The sequence below is a fragment of the Oceanobacillus saliphilus genome, from assembly GCF_023522835.1.
Lineage (GTDB): Bacteria > Bacillota > Bacilli > Bacillales > Amphibacillaceae > Oceanobacillus > Oceanobacillus saliphilus.
The window spans coordinates 313,799-336,576 of record NZ_JALCZU010000003.1; the positions used below are offsets into that span (position 1 = coordinate 313,799).

Here is a 22,778-nt window from a genome sequence, read left to right on the forward strand (position 1 = left end):
ATCGGTAAAAAGGACATGATTATTTTTTTGATTGGTTAAGTGCAAGAGATAAAATCGAAAGCGGTATTATACTGAATGGGAAATGAATTGGTGCGGTGGTTCTCTCCCGAATTGGGAAGGTTCTCTCCCGTTTGGCTGGGGGGTTCTCCCGAATTGGAGTGGAGCTCTCCCGTTTGACGGAGCTAGAAAAGTAACTAGACGTTCCTCTTCCCCTAATTCATTCCATTAAAAAAGGAAGCATGAGAACCCCTCCCCATGCTTCCTTTTTTTACACCCATTTCGTTGTAATTACTTTTTTGCGTGTATAGAATTGTAATCCATCTTTTCCATTGGCGTGAAGGTCTCCATAGAAAGAATCCTTCCAGCCGGAGAATGGGAAGAATGCCATCGGTGCTGGTACACCAATGTTTACCCCAAGCATTCCAGCATCAATCGTTTCACGGAATTGTCTTACACTACCACCATCCCTAGTGAAGATACATGCACCATTGGCAAAGCGGGATTGATTTGCCAGATCAATGGCATTGTCTAAATTCTTCACTCGTGATATGGATAGAACTGGAGCAAAAATCTCATCCTGCCAGATTTTCATTTCCGATGTTACGTCATCAAATATTGTCGGCCCAACAAAATAGCCTTCCTGCTTTGCTGCTTCATCCTTTCTACCATCACGGACGAGTTTAGCTCCTTCTTCCACACCCGATTCGATATAGTTTAATGTACGCTCCTTATGCTGTTCACGAATCACTGGACCAACAAAGACCCCTTCATCCAATCCATTTCCAATCTCAATGTCATTTGCCTTCTGGGTAAGTAATGCAATAAACTCATCGGCTATAGATTCTTCTACCGCCACAACAGATACTGCCATACAGCGTTCCCCAGCAGAGCCAAACGCTGCATTTAAAATTTGTGTAGTTGCATTATCTAAGTTGGCATCACCCAAAACAATGGAATGGTTTTTTGCACCAGAAAGTGCCTGTACGCGTTTTAAATTATCTGTACCACGCTTGTAAACATATTCTGCCACAGGCTGCGATCCCACAAACGAAATTGCCGCTACCTTTTTATGATCTAACAATCCATTAACAACATCATGTGCACCATGAACAATGTTAAATACACCTTTTGGTAAACCTGCTTCTTCCAGTAGTTCGGCCAATCGGTTGGCTAATAGCGGTGTGCGTTCCGATGGTTTCATGATAAACGTATTTCCGGTTGCGATTGCCATTGGGAACATCCAGCATGGTACCATCATTGGGAAGTTAAAAGGTGTAATCCCTCCCACTACACCAATTGGATAGCGATAAACACCTGATTCCAAATCCGTTGCAATGGAGGCTAGCTGTTCTCCCATCATTAACGATGGTGCACCGGCAGCGAATTCCACATTCTCAATCCCCCGCTGAACTTCCCCATATGCCTCGGTATAGCTCTTTCCATTTTCAAGGGTAATCAATCTGGCTAGCTCTTCCCAGTTATCTACAAGCAATTGCTGATATTTAAATAAAATCCGCGCTCGCTTTGGGACAGGAACTTCCTTCCACGTTTGGAATGCTTCGGCTGCGGCGATAACTGCTAGGTCTACATCTTCTTTCGTTGATACGGGGACATATGCGATTGTTTCTCCTGTTGCAGGATTATAAACTGTCTCCGATTTGTCTGTTTTGGCGTCAATCCATTCTCCGTTTACATAATTTTGTAATGTCTTTATTGTCGTTTTTGTCATTAGATACTCTCCTTATATTTCCAAATTTTCTACTGATTTGCTGCAAATACTTTCCTTAATACTGCTAAAATAAACTCTAAATCATCATCCGTACTTGATAATGGGGGAGATAGGGTGATGATATTGTTATATCCATCTACGGTATCTCCGTTTTTACCGACGATAAGTCCATTTGCCTTACAATCTGCTATTATTTTTGCAACCCGTTCCTTAGAACCTGGCTCTTTCGTCAGCTTATCCTCTACAATCTCGATTCCTGCAAGAAATCCAAGTCCACGAATATCCCCAACATAAGGATGGTTACGTAACCCCTCCAGCTCCCTTAGCAGTTTATTGCCCAATTCTGCTGACCTCGCAACAAGGTTTTCCTGTTCAATAATTTCGATGTTTTTAAGTGCCAATGCACATGCGGCCGGGTTTCCGCCAAACGTATTCACATGACGCAAATGACTATTTTCCTCATTATTCTTGAAGGCTTCATAAATATCTTTTCGAACAGCAGTAACAGACAATGGTAAATAGGCACTTGTCAGCCCTTTTGCCATTGAAATAATATCCGGCTTTATATTAAAGTGCTGGTGACCAAACATCTGACCAGTTCTTCCAAAGCCACAAATAACCTCATCCATAATGAATAGCACACCATGTTTCCTGCAGATTTCCTGGACCTTTTCCACATAGACAGGATGAGGAATGATAACACCTCCCCCAGTGATGAGCGGTTCCATAATTACTGCAGCAATCGTATCTTTCTGTTCCCAAATAATCGTATCTTCTATTTCCTGTGCTTTTTGAACATTGTATTCTTCTATTGAAATCCCCTCTGGTTTCCGATAATTATCTGGAGGGGCAACATGTAAAAATCCACTCACAAGCGGTTCATATTTATATTTTCTAATTGCCTGACCGGTTGCTGACAATGCTCCCATTGAACTGCCATGATACGCACGGTACCGTGAGATGATTTTATAACGATTGGCATCCCCATTTTGCTGATGATATTGACGTGCCACTTTAAATGCAACCTCATTGGCATCTGATCCACTATTTGAATAGAAAATCATATAATCATCATCAAGCAATTCATTCAGCTTCTCCGCCAATAAAATCGCAGGCTCATGGGTATTCGTCATCGGTACGTAAGGCATTATTTTCATTTGCTCGAATGCTGCCTGGGCCAATACTTCCCGTCCATATCCAACATTGACACACCATAAACCAGACATTCCATCCAAATAACGATTCCCTTCATGATCGGTAATCCAGGAGCCCTTTCCCTCCGCCACCACCATTGGCAGATTGTTTTCACTATATGGCGAAATATGATGCCATACATGGCGGCGGTCTTTTTCAATCAGTGACTGCTTGCCTTTAACTTTTTCCATATTCTTTTCCTCCCTTTTATAAATTTCACGTCATGTCTAACTTGAAACAAATTATCTATGATTCTGGTACTTTTATTGCTGGTTGATTTGACTAAATTTTTAATATATTACATAATCTATCTTATAGCATCCAAATGGTTTTGGCATGTTACATAATGTTAAATCGTTTTGCATTTACTTTTACATTATGGAGGCGGTTCCATGAGTGGCTTAAAGGTTTCAATCGGTGACATTTTAGCAAGGGAAACATTTAAACAAGCCCAACTGATTGCTGGTCGTGGTGGCTTGAATCGGGAAATTAAATGGACACATATTCTGGAATCGAAAGAATTTGAAGCTTTGATAAATGGTGGGGAACTGATTCTTACTACCGGTTCTCAGTTCAGATTGGATAATCCTAGTGAAGTCGACACCATGAGGAAATTAATTCAAAAAAATGCTGCTGGAATTTGTATTGAACTTGGCACACATGTAAACCAAGTCTCACCGGAAATTATTGAATATCTGGATAAGCACGATTTCCCTTTAATTGTTTTCTCGACTATCGTAAAATTTGTTGATATTACACAAGACCTTCATACATTGATTATTAATCAGCATCATGAAATGCTGCACCAAATTTATCATATTTCTAAAAAGTTTAATGAATTGTCTCTTATGCCTAATGGGGTTTTAAAAATATTAAATGAATTATTCCTTCATTTTAAAACCTCTATTATTTTTATTACGGATAAAAAAAAGATTTTCCATTATCCGCCTAATATAAAAAGTAATCCGGCCGATTTATTCACAATTATTGATCAACAATCAAATGTAAGGGAGATTACGAAATTTCATGGGGAAAACTGCACTTTTTTCCCGATCCGTGGTCTTGGACATGGCTGGGGTTATTTATGTATCGAAAATCCCTTATTGGAAAATTACCTTGATGAATTTCATTATTCTATTGTTGATCGAGCTGCTTTAGCAATTACTCAAATTATGCTTCGGAATCGAACACAGGAAGAACGAAAACAGAATAAAGAACATGAAATGGTGCGAAAATTAATTCATGATGACACATATGACCCATCCATAGCAGAATCAGTATTACCTGCCCCATCGGAAAATCTATATTACCGGTTGGTTCTTCTTTCCAATGATATAAATGACTATACAGAAGATGAATGGGAGGAAGCCAAATTACAGCAATCCATCATGTTACGGTCCACCTTTAAAAAATACGGTTTCTTCCCTGCCATTTCCATCGAAAAGCACGAAACAGCAATTATTACTTCATTTTATAGTGATCAGCAAAACAAAAAAGCAGTCAGCCAATTCGAGCAGACCTTAGAAGCGATTCGTAGCATACATGAAGAACAAAACCGTAACTTATTATGTGGAATCAGTACTGTCAAAAAGCACTACACTTCTCTTTCCAAAAGCTATAAGGAAGCGAAAGATAGTATGTTTATACAAAAGCTGAATCTATTAAATTCCCCCTTTCACGAAGAAATAGGTGTCTATCGGATTTTACTGGAGCAATTACAAAATGGAAGACTGACCGAATATGTCCATGATTATCTGGACCCGCTATTAAAATATGATCGAGAAAATAATAGCGATTTCCTACAAACACTAGCTATCTATCTTCGGTGCATGGGTTCCAAAAAAGAAACTGCGGAGCAATTATTCATTGTGCGGCAAACCCTTTATCATCGGTTGGAAAAGATTGAGGAATTGCTTGATACAAATTTCATGGAACCTACATATCGACAAGCCCTTGAACTCGCATTAAGCGGCTATGAACTGTTAAAGCAAACATCAATCGTAGAGGAATCTCAAGAGTTCGTTACATAGAGGGGAAAACTTTTATTCATGTTCATGTCCCTTCTTCTACTTCGATTGCGATTGGACACTTTGTAAAATATAGGTTGCATACTTTTAACATAATGGAAGATGTTAACTGTGTTTGATAGAATTATAATATAGAATATTCAGTTTATTGTATATTATATTAATAGCATAGCAGGATGTAAATTACTTTAGAGGATAAGCTTACTCGTAACGTGAGAAAAGAGTAAATTAACTAGAATTCGAAAACGATATTATATCGAATAGAAAGCTGGATTAAGAGTTCGCTCTCCCGTTTAGGCGAGGCTCTCTCCCGTTTAGACGAGGCTCTCTCCCGTTTAGACGGAGCTCTCTCCCGTTTAGACGGAGCTCTCTCCCGTTTGGACGGGGCTCTCTCCCGTTTGGACGGGGCTCTCTCCCGTTTAGGCGGGGCTCTCTCCCGTTTGGACGGGGCTCTCTCCCGTTTAGACGGAGCTCTCTCCCGTTTAGACGGAGCTCTCTCCCGTTTGGACGGGGCTCTCTCCCGTTTAGGCGGGGCCCTCTCCCGTTTAGGCGGGGCCCTCTCCCGTTTGGACGGGGGCTCTCCCGTTTGGACGGGGGGCTCTCCCGTTTAGACGGAGCTCTCTCCCTAGTTAAGGTGGGGCTCTCCCGTTCGGACGGGACACTCTACTGAGTTGAGGTGGGGCTCTTCCGTCCAAGAAGTTCTAAATAAAATAGTTATTTACTAGTTTGCTAAATTCTTATATAATGTATAAAAATATTCGAATATTTTGTAAAAAAATAGGGGGATATCTTTTGAAAAAAACAGTTGTCAGTGAAACGTACACAAGAGATCGGGAAACAGTTATTCAATTAACGAGAGAACTGGTGAAGATTCCTAGTGTTTACCGGGAAAACGATCCAACAGGTAATGAGACCGAGGTTGCGAGCTATGTAGCAAATTACTTGAACCAGATCGGGATTGAAACACATATAGAAGAAGTAGTACCTGGAAGACCGAACGTTATTGGGATTGTCGATTCTGGTAAACCAGGAAAAACACTCCTGTTTGAAGGACATACAGATGTGGTAACTGCTGGAAATCGGGAAGCATGGAAATATGACCCATTTGGTGCCGAAATTGTAGATGGAAGAATGTATGGTCGTGGAACGAATGATACGAAAGGGAATCTTGCTTGTATGATTACAGCAGTACAATCGATTCTATTAGATAAAGAGGAATTTACAGGAAAGATTATTCTTTGTATTCCATGTGATGAAGAAGGTCTCATGCTAGGCATTAAACATTTCATTAAACAAGGCTGGGCAGATGGAGTCGATGGAGCAATTATTTGCGAGCCGGAAGAAAATCAAGTTTGTATTGCCCAACGTGGTGCGATCCGATTACAGGTTGATATTTTTGGGAAAATGGCCCATGGCGCTATATCATGGAGCGGTATCAATCCAAACTGGCGACTAGCAAGGTTCATTGTTGAATTGGAAAAGCTGGAAAAAGAAGAACAAGAAAGATATGGGGAAGATCCCTTCCTGAAATGGCCTTCCATTACACCGACCATTATTCAGTCTCCATTTAAGGGGGAAGCTCAAATTAACGTTATTCCTGACCATTGCATGCTGACACTGGATATACGCACCATTCCCGCTCAAAATCATGATGATTTATTACAGAAGATAGATTCCATTGTGGATCGTCTAAAAGCGGAAGATGCAGATTTTCGTTCGGAATTAACCGTCATTGACAATCGCCCGCCTACCTTAACTGCAAAAGACGACCCGGTCGTACAAGCAATATATGAAGCTGTTCAAGGTGTCACTGGTAAAACTCCCATCTATAACGGGGTGCCCGGTGCAACAGATGGAACATTTTTACATGTACATGGTATTCCAATAGTGACGATTGGAGCTGGTGATCGTGAAGTGCCACATCAATTAAACGAATATGTTGATATTGAGGAATTAGCTGAAACAACAGCCATATACCGGGAGGCGGCATTGCTCTTTTTAAACAGAGAATGATAAAACCAGTAATGATTGGTTTTCAATGAATATAGTAGTTCAAGTTGCGGGGGGCTAAGATGAAATCGTCAACAGTAGAAAATAACAAACAAAAAGATGTCCTGCTCGAGGTTAACGACTTAAGAATTTATTTTGACATAAACCGAAAAAAAGTTGCGAAGGCCGTTGATGGTGTCGATTTTTCTATTCATAAAGGGGAAACAGTCGCCTTAGTTGGTGAATCAGGCAGTGGAAAAAGTGTCACTTCGTTATCTGTTATAGGACTTGTTCCGATGCCACCCGGGAAAATTATCAGTGGCACAATCAAATTAGAAGAGCAGGAGTTACTATCCCTACCCGAAAAATCGATGCGGAAAGTACGGGGAAATGACATTGGCATGATTTTTCAGGAACCGATGACATCTCTTGATCCTGTTTTTACGATCGGTAATCAGATCATCGAGTCGCTTGTTTATCATCAGCGGCTATCCAAAAAAGAAGCAAGGAAGCAGGCAATCGAGTTATTAAAAATCGTTGGAATTGCCAACTCTGAAAAAGTCATTGATGAATATCCACATCAATTATCTGGTGGGATGCGGCAACGTGTCATGATTGCAATTGCATTGTCCAATAACCCTAAATTATTAATTGCAGATGAGCCCACAACCGCTTTGGATGTAACGGTGCAATCCCAGATTCTGAAGCTAATGTTAAAAATGAAAGATACGTTTAACTCTTCCATTCTATTAATTACTCATGATATGGGAGTTGTCGCAGAAACAGCCGACCGGGTGCTTGTCATGTATGGTGGACAAATTGTTGAAGAAGCTGCAGTTAAAGAATTATTTTTGAATCCAAAACATCCATATACGATGGCTCTCCTAAAAACAATGCCAAACCTGGACCAAAATCTAAGAAGATTACCATCCATACCGGGAAATGTCCCTCCAGCACATCAGTTTCCGGAAGGGTGCCGTTTTGCAGACCGATGTGAATTCGTAATGGAAAAATGCAGACAAGTCGCACCAGAGCTAGTACGTATTTCAGATGGACATAAAGCTCGCTGCCATCTTCCGTTCCTAAAAGGCGGTGAATACGATGCCCAATAAAGAAGTGTTACTGAAGGTATCTAACTTGAAAACCTATTTCCCAGTCAAAGTACCTTTTAGAATTGGAAAACGATCCGTATTAAAAGCGGTCGATGATATATCGCTAAATCTGTATAAAGGAGAAACACTCGGAATTGTAGGTGAATCAGGGTCCGGCAAGTCCACATTGGGACGAACGATTTTGAAGCTGGTAGAGCCAACGGATGGAGAGATTATTTTTGAAGGGCAGCACCTTGAAAAACTGAAATCAAAAGCACTTCAAGTTCATCGGAACCAAATGCAAATGATATTTCAGGATCCATTTGGTTCCCTAAATCCCAGGATGAGGATTGAAAAGATTATCGAAGAGCCGATAAAAATGCATACAACCCTCACTAAGTCCGAACGGAAAAAAAGGGTTGTGGAATTGATTGAAAAGGTCGGTTTATCTGAAGAGGCTTTGAAAAAACTCCCCCATGAGTTTTCAGGTGGACAACGGCAACGAATCGGGATTGCCCGCGCACTGGCGATTAACCCTAAGCTTATTATTGCAGATGAACCTGTGAGCGCACTCGATGTCTCCATTCAATCTCAGGTACTGAACTTACTGCTGGATTTACAGGATGAATTTGAGCTGACGTATTTATTTATATCCCACGATTTAAGTGTCATTAAGCATATTAGTGACCGGGTTGCGGTGATGTATTTAGGAAGGATCGTAGAAATTGCAACAAAGGATTCGCTTTATGCTAATCCATTACATCCGTATACGAAAGCATTACTTTCAGCCATTCCCGTTGTTAACTTCGACCAGAAGCGGGAGGAAATTCCGATAACAGGTGAATTGCCAAGTCCAGTAGATCCACCAGTTGGTTGTGCGTTTCACCAAAGATGTCCATTTGCTATGGAAAAATGCAAACAGAATAGGCCGCTGTTGAAAGAAGTCAATGACCAGCAGCAGGTTGCATGCTTTTTATATGAAGAAAAAGAGAAAAAGGAAAACACGGTATCCAGTATGGTTCAAGTCTGAAAGGAAAGCTTGGTGATCAATGAATGAGATATGGCAATATTACAGATGTTCCGGGTGTCAAGGTGGGAAATTACGAAGACGCTCAGGCATTAACAGGCTGTACAGCCATTTTGACGGAGGAAGGTGCCGTCTGTGGGGTTGATGTCCGCGGATCTGCGCCCGGAACAAGAGAAACGGATGCACTTGACCCGATTAATGCGATTGTGGAAGTTCATGCCATTTGTCTCTCCGGTGGTAGTGCTTACGGATTGGAAGCAGCCTCTGGAATGATGAAATATTTAGAAGAGCAGGAAGTCGGATTTGATGTGGGCGTAGCAAAAGTACCGATTGTTCCGAGTGCCGTCATTTTTGATTTAAATGTTGGCGACCCGAACGTAAGACCGGATATCAAGATGGGCTACCAAGCGGCAAGTATGGCAAAGGCTGGCGACTTTCAACAAGGTAATACAGGTGCAGGATGTGGGGCAACGGTTGGTAAACTAGCAGGACCAGAGCTTTCGATGAAATCTGGATTAGGCAGTTGTTCGGTTGAGGGTGTAGGAGATTTAATCGTCGGTGCGATTGTTGCAGTGAATGCGGTAGGAGATATTCGAGATCCGCAAACAAACACCATCCTTGCAGGTGCATGGGATCCGGAAACGTCTGAATTCATCGATAGTATCGACTACATAAAAAGAAACGTTTCTTCACAAGCCCAGGCAGGAACAAACACGACGATTGGTGTTGTCGCCATGAATGCAAAACTGACAAAAGCAGAAGCGAAAAAAATTGCTGCACTCACCCAGAATGCATTAGCAAGAGTCATCTTCCCCGTTCATACGATGTTTGATGGAGATACGATCTTTGTATTAGGAACAGGCACGGAAAAGTACCCGGTGGATTATTTAGGCACACTTGCTGCAGAATCCATGGAAAAGGCCATTTTAAAGGCAATAAGAGCAGCAGAGCCGATTAATAATATGAAAAGTTATTCCAGCTTAATCGATTAAAAAGAACAAAAGCGCAAGCGCCCGTTTAGGGACGTACGGACTGGACTGAGGCGTAGGAGATAAAGGAAACACGGCGACCGTAGGGAGCCGATGTTGACTTATCGTACGGAGGTGAAGGAAGTCTCGCTAGTCCCTGGGTGCTGGAGCTGGACGTGGCAGTTTAGGTGTAAGTATTAATTGCTGCCAAAAATTTATACTTTATTTACTTTTAAAAAAGGGGTGGTTAATTTGTTAAAGAGAAAATTTTGGTTGACAATCGTTTTGGTATTGGTCGTGCTCTTCATTAGTGCTTGTTCCAACGCAGATGAAGGAAACACAACGGGTAGTAAAGACGAGGCTGAAGCAACAGCAGGAGCAGCAGATCAGGTACAGGACATTCGGGTACGGGTGAATGATGATCCAGACTTTTTGGATCCACATCGTGCAACCGCATCTATTTCATTCCAGATGATTTTAAATATGTTTGAAGGATTATTTATCCCGCAAACAGACGGCTCATTAACAGAAGGTTTAGCAGATAGCTATGAAGTTTCTGAAGATGGGTTAACCTATACGTTTTCGATTCGCCAAGGCGTAACATTCCATAATGGAAAACCTTTAACCATTGATGATGTCGTCTATACTTTCGAACGGTTGATGGGACTAAATGGCGGCGAAAAATTATCCGGTAACTTTGATAATTTAGATTCCATTGATGTACTTGATGACACAACGTTTGTCATGACATTAAAAGAAGCAAATTCTAATTTCCTCTATTCTTTAACTGCATTACAATCGGCAATCGTACCACAAAGTAATGATGGCAAACATAATGATAACCCAATTGGAACTGGTCCATTTGCCTTTGTTAACTATTCACCAGGTGCAAATCTTGAACTAAAGAAAAATGAAGACTATTGGGAAGATGGACTGCCTTATTTAGACAATGTAACCTTTGTATTCCAATCGGATGACCAGGCAGCCGTCATGAATCTTATCGCTGGAGAAGTAGATGTGACAGGCGTTCCAGGCCATCGTGTTTCAGAGGTGGAGGACAGCTTTAACATTTCCCACCAAAATAACAACTCAACGTTAATCATTACCTTTAATCAAGAAAAAGAACCTTTTAATGATGTCAACGTTCGCCAAGCAATTAACTTAAGCATTAATAAACAGGATATTATTGACTCTGTTTTCTCTGGTTATGCTACTCCAATCGGTTCCAATATGAGCCCTGCCATGGGAGATTATTACCTTGATGGACTTCAGGATGTCTATCAGCGGGATGTGGAGAAAGCCAAACAACTACTCGCAGAAGCAGGCTATCCAGATGGATTTAAAACGAAAATCACGGTTTCTTCCCACAATGATATCTATTCAAGCATTGGCCAAATCGCAGTAGAAAATCTAAAAGAAATTGGTATCGATGTAGAGATCGAAGTAGTGGAATGGGGTATCTGGTTAGAGCGGGTTTATTTTGGACGTGATTATGAAATGACAACAATCGATTTAACAGGCAGACCATCTGCATACGAGATTTTAAATGACTATATTTCGACCAATGATGCAGAGAACTTCTTCCTATTTGATAATGAGGAATTCGATCAGGTAATGGCAGACGTGCTAAAAGAAACGGAAAGAGAAAAACAAATTGACTATTATCACCGGGCCCAAGAAATCTTAAATGAAGAATCAGCAGCAGTTTATATCGCGGACTACCAGATCTTATGGGGTTCAAAGCAAGACATTTCAGGTTTAAAGAGTTATCCATTCTGGTTCCATGATATGAAAGAAGTTAAATTCGATTAAGCAGAGGGCTGGTACTATGTTTTACATCATTCGCCGTTTACTTTTACTTGTCGTCACAATCGCACTCGTATCCATCATTACGTTTGCCGTGTTTCAAATATTACCGGGAGATCCTGTACGAACCATGCTGGGGACAGAGGCGGATGAGACTCAAATTGAAAGCTTGAGGAATGAGCTCGGTCTAAACCGCCCACTACATGAACAATACGTTGATTGGATAAAAGGGCTATTCACTGGCGACTTAGGAAATTCGATCCGGTTTTCGATGCCGGTCAGTACGCTGTTAATGGAACGGTTGCCTGTTACATTGTCGGTGGCGAGTATGGCATTAATCATCGTTGTACTCGTTGCTCTCCCTTTAGGAATATTTGTGGCAAAACGACAAAAAAAATTCAGTGATGTAGTGTTATCATCCGTGACACAATTAGGAATGGCAATCCCATCTTTTTGGCTGGGAATGATCCTTATTCTTTATATCGGGATGAACGTCGATTTCTTTAAAATCAGCGGATATATTCCCTGGTCAGAAAGTATCAAGGGTGCACTAAGCACATTAATCCTGCCTGCATTAACGATTGCCATTCCACAAATTGCCGTAAAATTTCGCTATGTAAGGACTTCGATTTTAGAGCAAATGCAACTCGACTATGTGCGTACCATCCGGAGTAAAGGTTTACCTGAAAAAATCGTCGTGTATAAACATATTTTAAAAAACGCTTTGATTCCAATCCTCACTATTTTTGGATTGATCACGGCAGAAGTAGTTGCTGGAACTATTATTGTCGAACAAGTCTTTGCTTTACCGGGAATCGGGCAATTGTTAATTACATCGATCAGTTATCGTGATTTTCCATTAGTACAAGGAATCGTTATGTATATTACGATTACCGTCGTGTTTATTAATTTCGTAGTGGATATCTTGTATTCTGTCATCGATCCGCGAATTAGGTTGCGTTAGGATGTGTAAAGATGCGTAAATATGCTAAAAATATAAATCTCATACTGGGATCGCTGATACTCTTCGTCTTCCTTGGCATGATGGTTGTGAGTTTCTTCTATACTCCTTATGATGTGAATTCGATGGATATCCCAAACAAACTTCAGGAACCAAGCAGTAAGCATATCTTTGGTACGGATGAATTTGGGCGCGATATTTTCAGCAGAATATTAAAAGGCAGCCAAACTGCATTTATTGTAGGGGCACTGACGGTGACTATCGGGGTGTTCTTCGGTGTATTAATCGGTGGTATCGCAGGTTATGTCGGTGGTTGGATAGACGAGATTTTTATGCGATTCATGGATGCACTCATGGCTTTTCCTGGAATCATTTTAGCACTCATGCTCGTTGCTGTTTTCGGCCCAGGAATTATAAATACATCAATAGCTCTCGGTATCATTGCCATTCCAAGTATTGCACGGGTAACAAGGAGTGGGTTTGTCCAGCAGAAGGAAGCGGAATATGTCACAGCATCGAAATTGATTGGTGTCCAGTCTTATAAAATTATGTTCAAACATATTTTGCCTAACATTTCTTCGCAAATCATCGTTGCTGCATCGATTGCCTTTGCAATAGCGATGTTAGCTGAAGCAGCACTTAGCTATTTAGGTCTAGGTGTCCAACCGCCAGATCCAAGCTGGGGAAGAATGCTGAAAGATGCCCAGGCCTATTTGATTGCTTCCCCTTGGTATACCTACGCCCCAGGTGGTGCGATCACGCTGTTGGTGTTGGGATTATATTTATTAAGTAATGCTATTCGAGATATGATGGATCCACGGTCAAATTCTTAGAAAACTTGGCATTAAGAGTAGCACTTACCTAGGTTGGTAGTATACTTGCTTATATACGAATAATAGGCTATCCGGAATGTTAAGTTTAACATTCCGGATAGCCTTCTTTTTTAGCAAGTACAACTATGACATCCGCGAAAATACTTGGCGTATGCCACGTTTTCTAATGATTTCCGATAGCCGGTCTATCATCTCATTTGAAACTGCTCTAGTAATAGAAAGTGAGCGAGTTTCAGGTATTCTGTTGCGACACGCTGAATATCTTCCCTGTCCCAGTACCATTCTCTGGCATGAAAGGTATCATAGGGAGTTGGCGCTGAATAAATTTCTATATCCAATTGCTTGAGAGCTTTGTTGAAAATAAGCTTGGACCGCTGGGAATGGTATTTCGATGTAACAAGTACGATCCGATCGATATTCGGCCTGCCCTCCAAATACTCAGCAACTGCTAACGCTTCATCCTTTGTACTCTGGGCATCACCTGGGAGAATAGTAATATCCGCTTCTGGCACTCCCAATTCCGATAAAATCCGCTGACTGTTATCTGCATCCCCAGAAATGGATATTCCCCGCTCCTCTAATGCCTCTGCACCGGGCATGTGCGAACGTACCATGAGAATGCTGTCCCCCTTGCCTTGCTCATAAAGCTCTGCAGCACCAAGTCCCCTGTCAGCGACACTTCCCATCAGCAGAACAATAACCGCATGATCCATTTCTTCCAGATTATCTTCAGCCACTAACCACTCCCCGCCATAGCGGAGAAAAAGAAGTATAAGTGCTATAAATAGAGTAAGTAGGATTAACATGATTTTCGTTTTTTTCATAGTATTGCCTCCCTGATACCGTAGTAAATAAAATCTTATATTCTGTTAGAGGAGACAGATATTCAGGTCATATATTGAGTATAAGCGTAGTTGTGAAGAGCTTCATCCAAAGTGTAATCCCTCTTTTATAACATTACAAACAAATAACCCATCTTACTCCGTATGACCGAGTTGATGGGCTATTGTGCTCACATTGTGTTTTTAATCTTCCACGTTGGTTCCAGTGTTTGCATGTTTCAAGAATAATAGAAACTTCCCTCTCTGGGGCTACATTCACTGTGAATAAAACCATAAAAATATTTTGCTGCTACTTCAACATATCAAAAACCTGATTAACATCCTTATCCCCTCTACCCGAGAGGTTGACAATGATCACATCATCCTTATTTAGTTCTTTTGCTAATTTTACTGCGTGGGCGACAGCGTGAGAACTTTCCAGCGCCGGGATGATGCCTTCAATTTTCGATAATTGCTGGAAGGCTTCCAGTGCTTCCTGACCAGTAGCTGTGACATATTCTCCTCTTCCAGTAGCATGTAAATAGCTATGTTCTGGTCCGACACCTTGATAATCAAGACCTGCAGCAATCGAATTAGTTGGTTTTGGATTTCCATCCTCATCCAATAATATCAGGGAACGGTACCCATGAAATACGGCAGAAACCCCTTCCGAAATCGACGGTGCCTCTGCTGGTTCTACCCCGATTAAACGCACCTTTTCATCCTCGATATAATTGGCAAAGGCTCCAATCGCATTGCTTCCTCCACCTGTACAGGCAACGACCGCTGTCGGCAACTTACCTTCTTTTTCGAGAATTTGCTTTTTCGATTCTTCACTAATAATTGCCTGGAAAAACTTTACCATCTCCGGATATGGGTATGGCCCAACAGCTGAACCAATTAAGTAAAAAGTATCATTCTGGTTTGCTACAAGGTCGGCAAACGCCTCATCGACAGCTTCCTTCAATCTGCCGCGGCCTTTATCCACTGCAACAACCTCAGCTCCAAGCAATTCCATTCGAAAAACATTCAATGCCTGTCTTTCCGTATCCACCTTGCCCATGTAAATCGTACATGGCAAACCAACCATTGCACTCGCTGTCGCTGTCGCAACCCCATGCTGACCTGCACCAGTTTCTGCAATAATCCGCTTAGCACCCATGCGTTTTGCCAAAAGAATCTGGCCTAAAGCATTGTTGATTTTATGTGCTCCAGTATGGTTTAAATCCTCACGTTTCAAATAAATCTTCGCCCCACCTATTTGTTCTGTAAGATTCTTTGCAAATGTGAGCGGATTCTCACGCCCAACATATTCTTTCAAATAATAACGGTACTCCTCGAGAAATTCCGGATCTTCTTTATATCGATGAAATTCATTTCCGATTCGATCTAATACTATTTTCAAATCATCCGGAACAAAACTGCCCCCATACTCTCCGAAATACCCTTGCTCAGCTACACTCTCTCTACTCATTCTTTTCTCAGCTCCTAATCTATAATTCTAAACCATGTTTTCTATTATATATGAAAAATTAATTAACTTAAAGGTTTGCGGGCTATGAAATGATTTGCATTATAATGGATATTGGAAAAGAGAAGTGTTAGAGAGGGCTCTCCCGTTTGGGTGGGCTCTCCCGTTTGGGCGGGATGCTCTCCCGTTTGGGTGGAGAGCTCTCCCGTTTGGGCGGGGGGCTCTCCCGTTTGACCGGGGGTCTCTCCCGTTTGACCGGGGGGCTCTCCCGTTTGGGTGGGGAGCTCTCCCGTTTGGGCGGGGGGCTCTCCCGCTTGAGCGGGGGGCTCTCCCGAATTAGGGGAGGGCTCTCCCGTTTGGCTGGGGTACTCTTCCAACTTGGACGGATGCAAAAAAGCAAAGGCCGGTTCGAACGAAGCACTGGAACTGGCCTTCTTGCCTGTCACATATGTCCTATCTCACCTTCTGATACAACTTCTGTTTCCCGCTAATTTCTTTATAACTGTAGTTATGTCGTATTTTGAATACGCATTTCTTTACATGCACCCCAAACTAAGAAGCAACTTCGATTATAGCTATGGATAAGTTTATATAGCAGAAAAGAAAGATAAACCTTTCCTACTGCAAAAGTGCGTCTAAGTTTCTAATTGAGGAGTGATTGAATAATGGATAAGCAGACCTTTACCTTTGAAGAGATTTTCAAGCAGAATGAGCGGAGGATTCATTACCATCTTCACAAACTTAACATCCGAGATCCCCATCGAGAATTTTATCAGGAAGGGGCAATTGCAATGTGGAATGCATATGAAAACTATCAACCTGATAAAGGCCCGCTTAACACGTATTTCAACTTCATTATTAGGCGCCGGTTGATTGATCTGATTCGCAAAGAAAGTAAACGACAGGAAAAAGAAATATTAGCTCCAAAAGATGAAGAAGCCGCATTTGAAAATTCTGTGTATCAGACGAATGAATCATCTTCTACTCACGTCGATAATTTTAAAGATATTATTGAAGATGAGCAGATTTGGCAACATGTAATGGAGCTATTGTCGGGGAAGCAATGGAAATGGGTGGAGGGCTATATTATTGCGGACAAGTCATTAAAAGAAATTGCCGAGCAGGAAGGTGTATCTGTTGAGGCAGTGAAGAGCTGGGGAAAGGAAGCAAGAAAGAAAATGCGAAATGCGGAGTTTATCAGGTCGCTGGAGGGGGAGTTTCCTTAGCAATTGATTCTTGGAATTTCAGGTCAGACCCACACACTCGCAAAACCACTTACAATCAGTATTGTTTGACGAATTAATTAAATTAAACTCTATACTTATTTGAAAACTTCTGTACTTTAGCAAAAGAATGCCATTGACATCGCTACAAATAAAGAAGGGATACATTACACCCAATCCATGAAAAAAGGCCAGAATTAAATCAGGCCTTTTTCTACTTACATTATTTTTCTAAAAATTTTCAATGCTTCACAAGTTGAAGTGCTGACACCATAATAGGCAGGATGTTCCTCGGACAATGAAACACCTACAATACTTCTTAAGATTCAGATTGAGCTTGTTGCGATAATATGGCACTTTGAACTTGGCTAATCACTGTCTGGGCAGTGGCAATTTCAGAAGAAGCTTGTTTAATTGCTTCTTGGGCAAGTGCCTGGTCTGATGTAGACTTTTCAATTGCTTGGGCTAATAACTCCTTTGTTAATGTTACATTTGCTTTTGCTTGTGTCAGTTGATTTACATCAATTGGTTGTTGAGTCATCAAGATCCCTCCTCAGTAATAGTAAAGACAAGTATATCTTCTGCAGTTTTATAAAATTTATTAATCCTATCTATGTTGAAGTGACAGTACCAAAAAAGCCTATCCGGTTTTAGGATAGGCTTTTTGTTTAAACAAGAAGGTTCTTTTCTATTTTTCCATCTTTAATAACAACTTGAATGGTATCGTGATTTGCCATTGAGTAGATATCTTCTAATGGGTTACCTTTAACGATAACAATGTCGGCAAGTTTCCCATGCTCAATGGTTCCTAATTTATCTTCCCAGCCCAAGCACTCTGCAGCTGTTTTTGTCGAAGCAACGATCGTTTCCATTGGTGTCATTCCAACATCCGCCATCAGACCTAATTCACGAAGGTTTGTGCCATGCCTCATCACGCCTGCATCGGTTCCCATTGCAATCTTAACGCCAGCTTTATATGCTTTTGCAATGCTTGCTTTGTGAATTTCGATAACCTCTTTGGACTTTTGTACTGCTGTTTCTGGCATTCCCATTTCATCTGCTGTTTCAAGAACTGCTACTGGCGCAAGCAATGTCGGGACAAGGAATGTTCCTTTTTCCAGCATCAGTTCAATTGCTTCGTCATCGATAAAAATTCCATGCTCGATTGAATGAATCCCAGCTCTTACCGCATTCTTGATCCCTTCTGCACCTTGGGCATGCGCCATCACTTTTACACCTTTTCTGAATTTACCTTCTTCAACAATAGCTTCTAGCTCTGCCTGTGAAAATTGTGTAAACTCCGGATGATCTGTTGCGCTTAGCACACCTCCAGTTGCATGTACTTTGATTACCTCTGCACCAGCACGCAGCATTTCGCGGGTTTTCTTACGTACCTCTTCCACTCCATCACACTTGCCATTTGGCATTCCAGGATAATCAGAAGGAAGCAGATCCATGTCTCTCCCTGATACGGTATAACCATCTCCATGACCACCCGTGATTGTCAACGCATTGATACTTAATTGCAATCTCGGTCCAGCTATTAATCCTTCGTCAACCGCTTTTTTTACGCCAAGGTCGGTACCAAGAGCGTCACGAACGGAGGTCACACCTGCATGAAGCGTTCTTTCCAAATATTTTGCAGCTTGGTAATACATAAATGAGAAAGGTGTTGCCAGTCTTTCTGCAGGTGAGGAAAATTCCAGCATCATATGTACATGTGTATCACACAATCCAGGGATGATCGTTCCACCTTGCGCATCTAGAATCGTTTCTTCACCAGTGGAACGGTAATCATTTTCTTGCCCGGCATAAACAATACGGTTATCCTCCATAACAACAACTGCGTTCTCCTGGGGGGCGCCACCATTTCCATCAATGAATAAACCATTTTTAATTAGCGTTCTAGTCATTAACTATTACCTCCTATAATTTCTGTTCAAAAAGAAGGATAAAAAGGACCGGTCGGCCAAGAACGCAATGTCCTGGAGCCTACGATTACTCGCTCCATCGAAAAGCTTTGTTGCGAAACCGACACTAGCACGTCCTGTGCGTCGAAAGTTCTGAGGAAGCATATCTTTGAGTAGCGTGTTGTGTGCTTTTTAATATATGCGTACAAAGGATGCTTCTAAAGAATCTCTTCGCACACAGGAAAATGTTTTTCTTTTCTATGGAATACAAAAGAAAGCATTCGTGCGAGATTGGTGTGTCATTTTTATCAGACTTTTTAAACAGCTTCTATAATGTCTCTACCAATATTCCAGCTATAATAATCGAAGCAATGGTAACTGTAGTAAAACCGCCAATTAACATCGGTGTCAGTATTTCATTAAAAATTGCTTTTTCTTCTTTTTCATTTCGAGCAATACTTCTGCTTACTTCTTCACAAAGTATATAATCTGCAGGGAATCCAAATAGTGCAGTTAACGCTACAGGCATTCCTTTGTTTGGATGCCATTTAACCAGTTTGGAAACAATATATCCACCAATACAAAGACCCGTAGTCCCGAGCAAAATCAGTACGATTACACTTGGCAGATTACTGACAACGTCTTGTGGACTAACTCCTGCCATGGAACCAATCACGACAAAAATAATTCCTAGCATCGATATGTTAAATGAATTAGCTTTCTCAAGCTGTTTCGATTCAAAAATACCAATCTTTAACCCGACAACACCAATAATAAGACACCAAAGACTGTAGTTAATTCCAGTGAGTTCACCGAGCAAAACACCTATGGCTGCCCCAACAAATACGTAGAATAATTTTAAAGTCATACTCGTTTTGATTGGACTTGATGATGAAGCCGTCTCAGTTGCAGTATGATCTGTACCTGTATCATTGACAGATACAAATGTTCCGTTATCCATTTCCTTTTGAATCGAAACAGCATATTTACGCAGGAAAAATTGAGCAAGTGGCATTCCCAATACTCCCTGGAATGCGACGATTAAAGCTGGAATAATGATTAAGCTGGCAAGACCAATCTCAGTTAGCTTCTCAGATGTAATGATTAACGCTACAACTCCGCCACTAAGAGGACCAACCCCTGCAACAGCAGTTGGATAATCAAACAGGAAGGTGACAATGGTCAGTACAAGTACCCCTGACACAACGAGTCCGCCGACTGCAATCAGTACTGCTTTATATTGACTTTTTAAAGTAGCAAAAGGAATCATCGTTCCCATATGCAGGATAACAGGGCCAATGAGAATGGCGCCCAACGCTGCAAATTGAGATCTTTCCAACAGATCAACTGGGAAGATTCCTGTCCAAACTAAAACAAGGTAGCCAACCATAGCTGTCAGCAGCATCGGAATTCTTGCTCGGGAAACGATTGAAAGCCATTCCCCTAAAGCAATTAATGCAAAAATTAATGTTGTTGCGATAAGTGGATTACTAAGCATAAAAAAGACCCTCCTAAGATGTTTGTAATTCTATTATTATGATAATTCACTCTAAAATTTGGGCCCCTAGCAAGCTATTCACCTTATAATTCGAGCGTTTGTAAATACACATTATACGTACTATTTCGTGAAAATCAATATGTTTTTTGAAGTATTCGTCAAATTTCGTTATGTAAACGATTACGATTTTACTCGATGTAAGTCACTCCATAGGATGCCACTTATAAAGCTAATTATTACCAAAAATTAAAGGATTTCTTACGTACGATACGGTATAGTTCGAGAAGTAGAAAAGCAAAGAAAAATTGTCTTATAAAATTTGAAATAATTTCTTTTATAATGCAAGACTTTGGGAATGACTCCAAATCTATCCACATGCCAAATAAGCCTTGTTGTCGTATAATGGTCCTATCAGACTGGAGAATGGAGAATGAACATTGTATAAATTAATTGCGATAGATATGGACGGGACACTTTTAAATGACCGTCATGAAGTAACCGAAGATGTAAAAAATGTATTGGATGAAGCAAAAAGACAAGGGATTAAAATTGTCCTCTGCTCCGGGCGTCCAATTGGCGGAATGCGGAGCTACATAAAAGCATTAAACTTAGATGAAGAGGGTGACTTTGTCATCGCATATAATGGTGCATTTGTTCAAGATACGCATACAAACAAAGTTGTAGCACAAATTTCACTTGGACATGATGATTTAGTGAAGCTGCATGAACTTAGTATCGAACTGAACACACCAATGCATTTCTTTGATGTAGAAGGTCTTTATACGCCGAACGCCGATATTAGTGAATATACGGTGTTAGAATCGTATTTAAATAAAATTCCATTAAGTTATCGCCAGGTGAGCGATATACCAACAAACCTATCGATACCAAAAATCATGTTTATTGATAATCCGGAAAACTTAAATCAAACCATCCAAGCACTTCCGGAGAACCTAAATGAAGAGTATACGATTGTTCGAAGTGCCCCTTATTTCCTTGAATTTGTTCATCCTAGTGCAAGCAAAGGAAATGCAGTGAGGAAGCTTTCGGAACAGCTTGGTATTAAGCAAGAGGAAGTTATGAGTATCGGTGATAATGGAAATGATTTATCGATGATTCAGTACGCAGGGTGTGGCGTGGCAATGGATAACGCCATTCCAGAGATCAAAGCAGCAGCCGATTTCCAAACCCGAAGTAACAATGAAAACGGAGTGGCATATGCAATCGAAAAACTCGCACTAGAACCTTTACGTGTTCCCAAATAGAAGCATGGGGACGGTTCTTTTGCTTCCTTATTTACAAAACTTGGTTGTCGCCAAGCCTATTGATGATAGCCTTTGTTGCACGTATGCAGAAGCAATAAGAAAAGCATGAGGGAATGTCCCATGCTTCCAACATTAAAAGAAGTAATTACCCACACTTTGATTTGTACGGTGGGCGATTACTTCTTTTTTCTGTTGGTGAAAGAAGCACAGGAAGGCTTCTTTTGCTTATTGCTCACTAAAAAGGAAGCATGAGAACCGTCCCCATGCTTCTTTCCTGTTAAGATTTATTTACATAATATAAACCTATAGACAAATTAGAGTAATTACTCTATAAATGAAATTGAGTAATTACTCTAATTATTTGGAGGAATAAAATTGAAAAAAAACACAAAAGAAGAGATAGTCGATTCGGCAGTCCTGCTTTTTAATACTTACGGAACAAGTTCAGTATCGACGAACCACATTGCAGAAGAATCTGGTGTTAGTATTGGAAATTTATACTACTATTTTAAAAATAAAGAGGAAATTATTCGCGAAATTCTGGAGTGCATGATTTCTGATTGGGATCATATATGGGTCGCTCCTAGTAACGGGGATATACTAGATGGTTTACAAACGATTATTAGACAAAGCTTTCATCTAGAGTGGAAATATCGATTTTTCTATCGTGAGTTAATTGCACTTATGCGAATTGACGAACAGCTTCAACAACGTCACCAAGAGATAGAGAAGCAGAGAATAGAAGAACAGAAAAAACTAATAGAAAACCTTATTAACTCCGGGGTTATCCGTAATCTAAGGAGCCCTTCTGATATAGATTCTTTATTAACAATAAGCTGGCTGATTAGTAATTACTGGTTATCCTTTTTAGAATCAGATGGTCAGGAAATTACAGACGAGCAAGTGGAAAGAGGAGTTCAACTAATCTTAACTGTATTTAAACCATACTTAGCTATTTAACTAGG

General features: G+C 40.9%; 18 protein-coding genes. 11 read left to right on the forward strand and 7 right to left on the reverse strand.

All coding sequences use genetic code 11. From position 1 onward, the window contains the following. Positions 1-268: 268 nt before the first annotated feature. A complete protein-coding gene (locus tag MN204_RS07665; RefSeq protein WP_249870513.1) occupies positions 269-1,729 on the reverse strand; it encodes a CoA-acylating methylmalonate-semialdehyde dehydrogenase in 1,461 nt (486 codons plus the stop codon). A gap of 29 nt (positions 1,730-1,758) precedes the next feature. Beyond that, on the reverse strand, positions 1,759-3,114 hold the full coding sequence (locus MN204_RS07670; RefSeq protein ID WP_249870514.1) for an aspartate aminotransferase family protein: 1,356 nt from the start codon (positions 3,112-3,114) through the stop codon (positions 1,759-1,761). A gap of 201 nt (positions 3,115-3,315) precedes the next feature. On the opposite strand from MN204_RS07670, the gene MN204_RS07675 reads away from it, so the two are divergent. The 8 genes from MN204_RS07675 (at position 3,316) to MN204_RS07710 (ending at position 13,625) form a co-directional block, all read left to right on the forward strand. Continuing rightward, positions 3,316-4,953, forward strand: coding sequence for a PucR family transcriptional regulator (locus tag MN204_RS07675; RefSeq protein WP_249870515.1), 1,638 nt, complete (start codon positions 3,316-3,318; stop codon positions 4,951-4,953). 789 nt (positions 4,954-5,742) lie between these two features. After that, positions 5,743-6,963 (forward strand): M20 family metallopeptidase, encoded by a 1,221-nt coding sequence (locus MN204_RS07680; protein WP_249870516.1) that lies wholly within the window; start codon positions 5,743-5,745, stop codon positions 6,961-6,963. 59 nt (positions 6,964-7,022) lie between these two features. Next, the gene (locus MN204_RS07685) at positions 7,023-8,051 is read left to right on the forward strand and encodes an ABC transporter ATP-binding protein (protein WP_249870517.1); all 1,029 of its coding nucleotides are present in this window, start codon (positions 7,023-7,025) and stop codon (positions 8,049-8,051) included. Next, positions 8,041-9,060, forward strand: a complete 1,020-nt coding sequence (locus tag MN204_RS07690; RefSeq protein ID WP_249870518.1) for an ABC transporter ATP-binding protein — start codon at positions 8,041-8,043, stop codon at positions 9,058-9,060. Before MN204_RS07685 ends, MN204_RS07690 begins: the two co-directional genes overlap by 11 nt. A gap of 23 nt (positions 9,061-9,083) precedes the next feature. Continuing rightward, a complete protein-coding gene (locus tag MN204_RS07695; protein ID WP_249870519.1) occupies positions 9,084-10,049 on the forward strand; it encodes a P1 family peptidase in 966 nt (321 codons plus the stop codon). Positions 10,050-10,277: 228 nt separating this feature from the next. Next, positions 10,278-11,837, forward strand: coding sequence for an ABC transporter substrate-binding protein (locus MN204_RS07700; RefSeq protein ID WP_249870520.1), 1,560 nt, complete (start codon positions 10,278-10,280; stop codon positions 11,835-11,837). 16 nt (positions 11,838-11,853) lie between these two features. Next, positions 11,854-12,795, forward strand: coding sequence for an ABC transporter permease (locus MN204_RS07705; protein WP_249870521.1), 942 nt, complete (start codon positions 11,854-11,856; stop codon positions 12,793-12,795). Positions 12,796-12,806: 11 nt separating this feature from the next. Beyond that, complete coding sequence (locus MN204_RS07710) at positions 12,807-13,625, forward strand: ABC transporter permease (protein WP_249870522.1); 819 nt, start codon at positions 12,807-12,809, stop codon at positions 13,623-13,625. Positions 13,626-13,813: 188 nt separating this feature from the next. Here the strand turns inward: MN204_RS07710 and MN204_RS07715 are convergent, their stop codons facing one another. After that, entirely contained in the window at positions 13,814-14,449 is a 636-nt protein-coding gene (locus MN204_RS07715; RefSeq protein WP_249870523.1) for a YdcF family protein, read from the reverse strand. Positions 14,450-14,756: 307 nt separating this feature from the next. Further along, positions 14,757-15,920, reverse strand: a complete 1,164-nt coding sequence (gene trpB, locus MN204_RS07720) for a tryptophan synthase subunit beta (RefSeq protein ID WP_249870524.1) — start codon at positions 15,918-15,920, stop codon at positions 14,757-14,759. Positions 15,921-16,582: 662 nt separating this feature from the next. Between trpB and MN204_RS07725 the strand changes: the two genes are divergently transcribed. After that, complete coding sequence (locus MN204_RS07725; protein WP_249870525.1) at positions 16,583-17,143, forward strand: sigma-70 family RNA polymerase sigma factor; 561 nt, start codon at positions 16,583-16,585, stop codon at positions 17,141-17,143. 316 nt (positions 17,144-17,459) lie between these two features. Here MN204_RS07725 and MN204_RS07730 read toward each other — a convergent pair whose 3' ends face one another. The 3 genes from MN204_RS07730 to MN204_RS07740 all read right to left on the reverse strand — a co-directional run bounded on the left by MN204_RS07730 (position 17,460) and on the right by MN204_RS07740 (position 20,548). Beyond that, complete coding sequence (locus MN204_RS07730; RefSeq protein WP_249870526.1) at positions 17,460-17,681, reverse strand: hypothetical protein; 222 nt, start codon at positions 17,679-17,681, stop codon at positions 17,460-17,462. Positions 17,682-17,808: 127 nt separating this feature from the next. Then, positions 17,809-19,053 (reverse strand): metal-dependent hydrolase family protein, encoded by a 1,245-nt coding sequence (locus MN204_RS07735; RefSeq protein WP_249870527.1) that lies wholly within the window; start codon positions 19,051-19,053, stop codon positions 17,809-17,811. A gap of 325 nt (positions 19,054-19,378) precedes the next feature. Further along, positions 19,379-20,548 (reverse strand): hypothetical protein, encoded by a 1,170-nt coding sequence (locus MN204_RS07740; RefSeq protein ID WP_249870528.1) that lies wholly within the window; start codon positions 20,546-20,548, stop codon positions 19,379-19,381. Positions 20,549-20,985: 437 nt separating this feature from the next. Here MN204_RS07740 and yidA point away from each other — a divergent pair, with 437 nt between their 5' ends. Next, positions 20,986-21,813, forward strand: coding sequence for a sugar-phosphatase (yidA, locus tag MN204_RS07745; RefSeq protein ID WP_249870529.1), 828 nt, complete (start codon positions 20,986-20,988; stop codon positions 21,811-21,813). Between the two features lie 375 nt (positions 21,814-22,188). After that, positions 22,189-22,773 (forward strand): TetR/AcrR family transcriptional regulator, encoded by a 585-nt coding sequence (locus MN204_RS07750; protein WP_249870530.1) that lies wholly within the window; start codon positions 22,189-22,191, stop codon positions 22,771-22,773. Positions 22,774-22,778 lie beyond the last annotated feature (5 nt).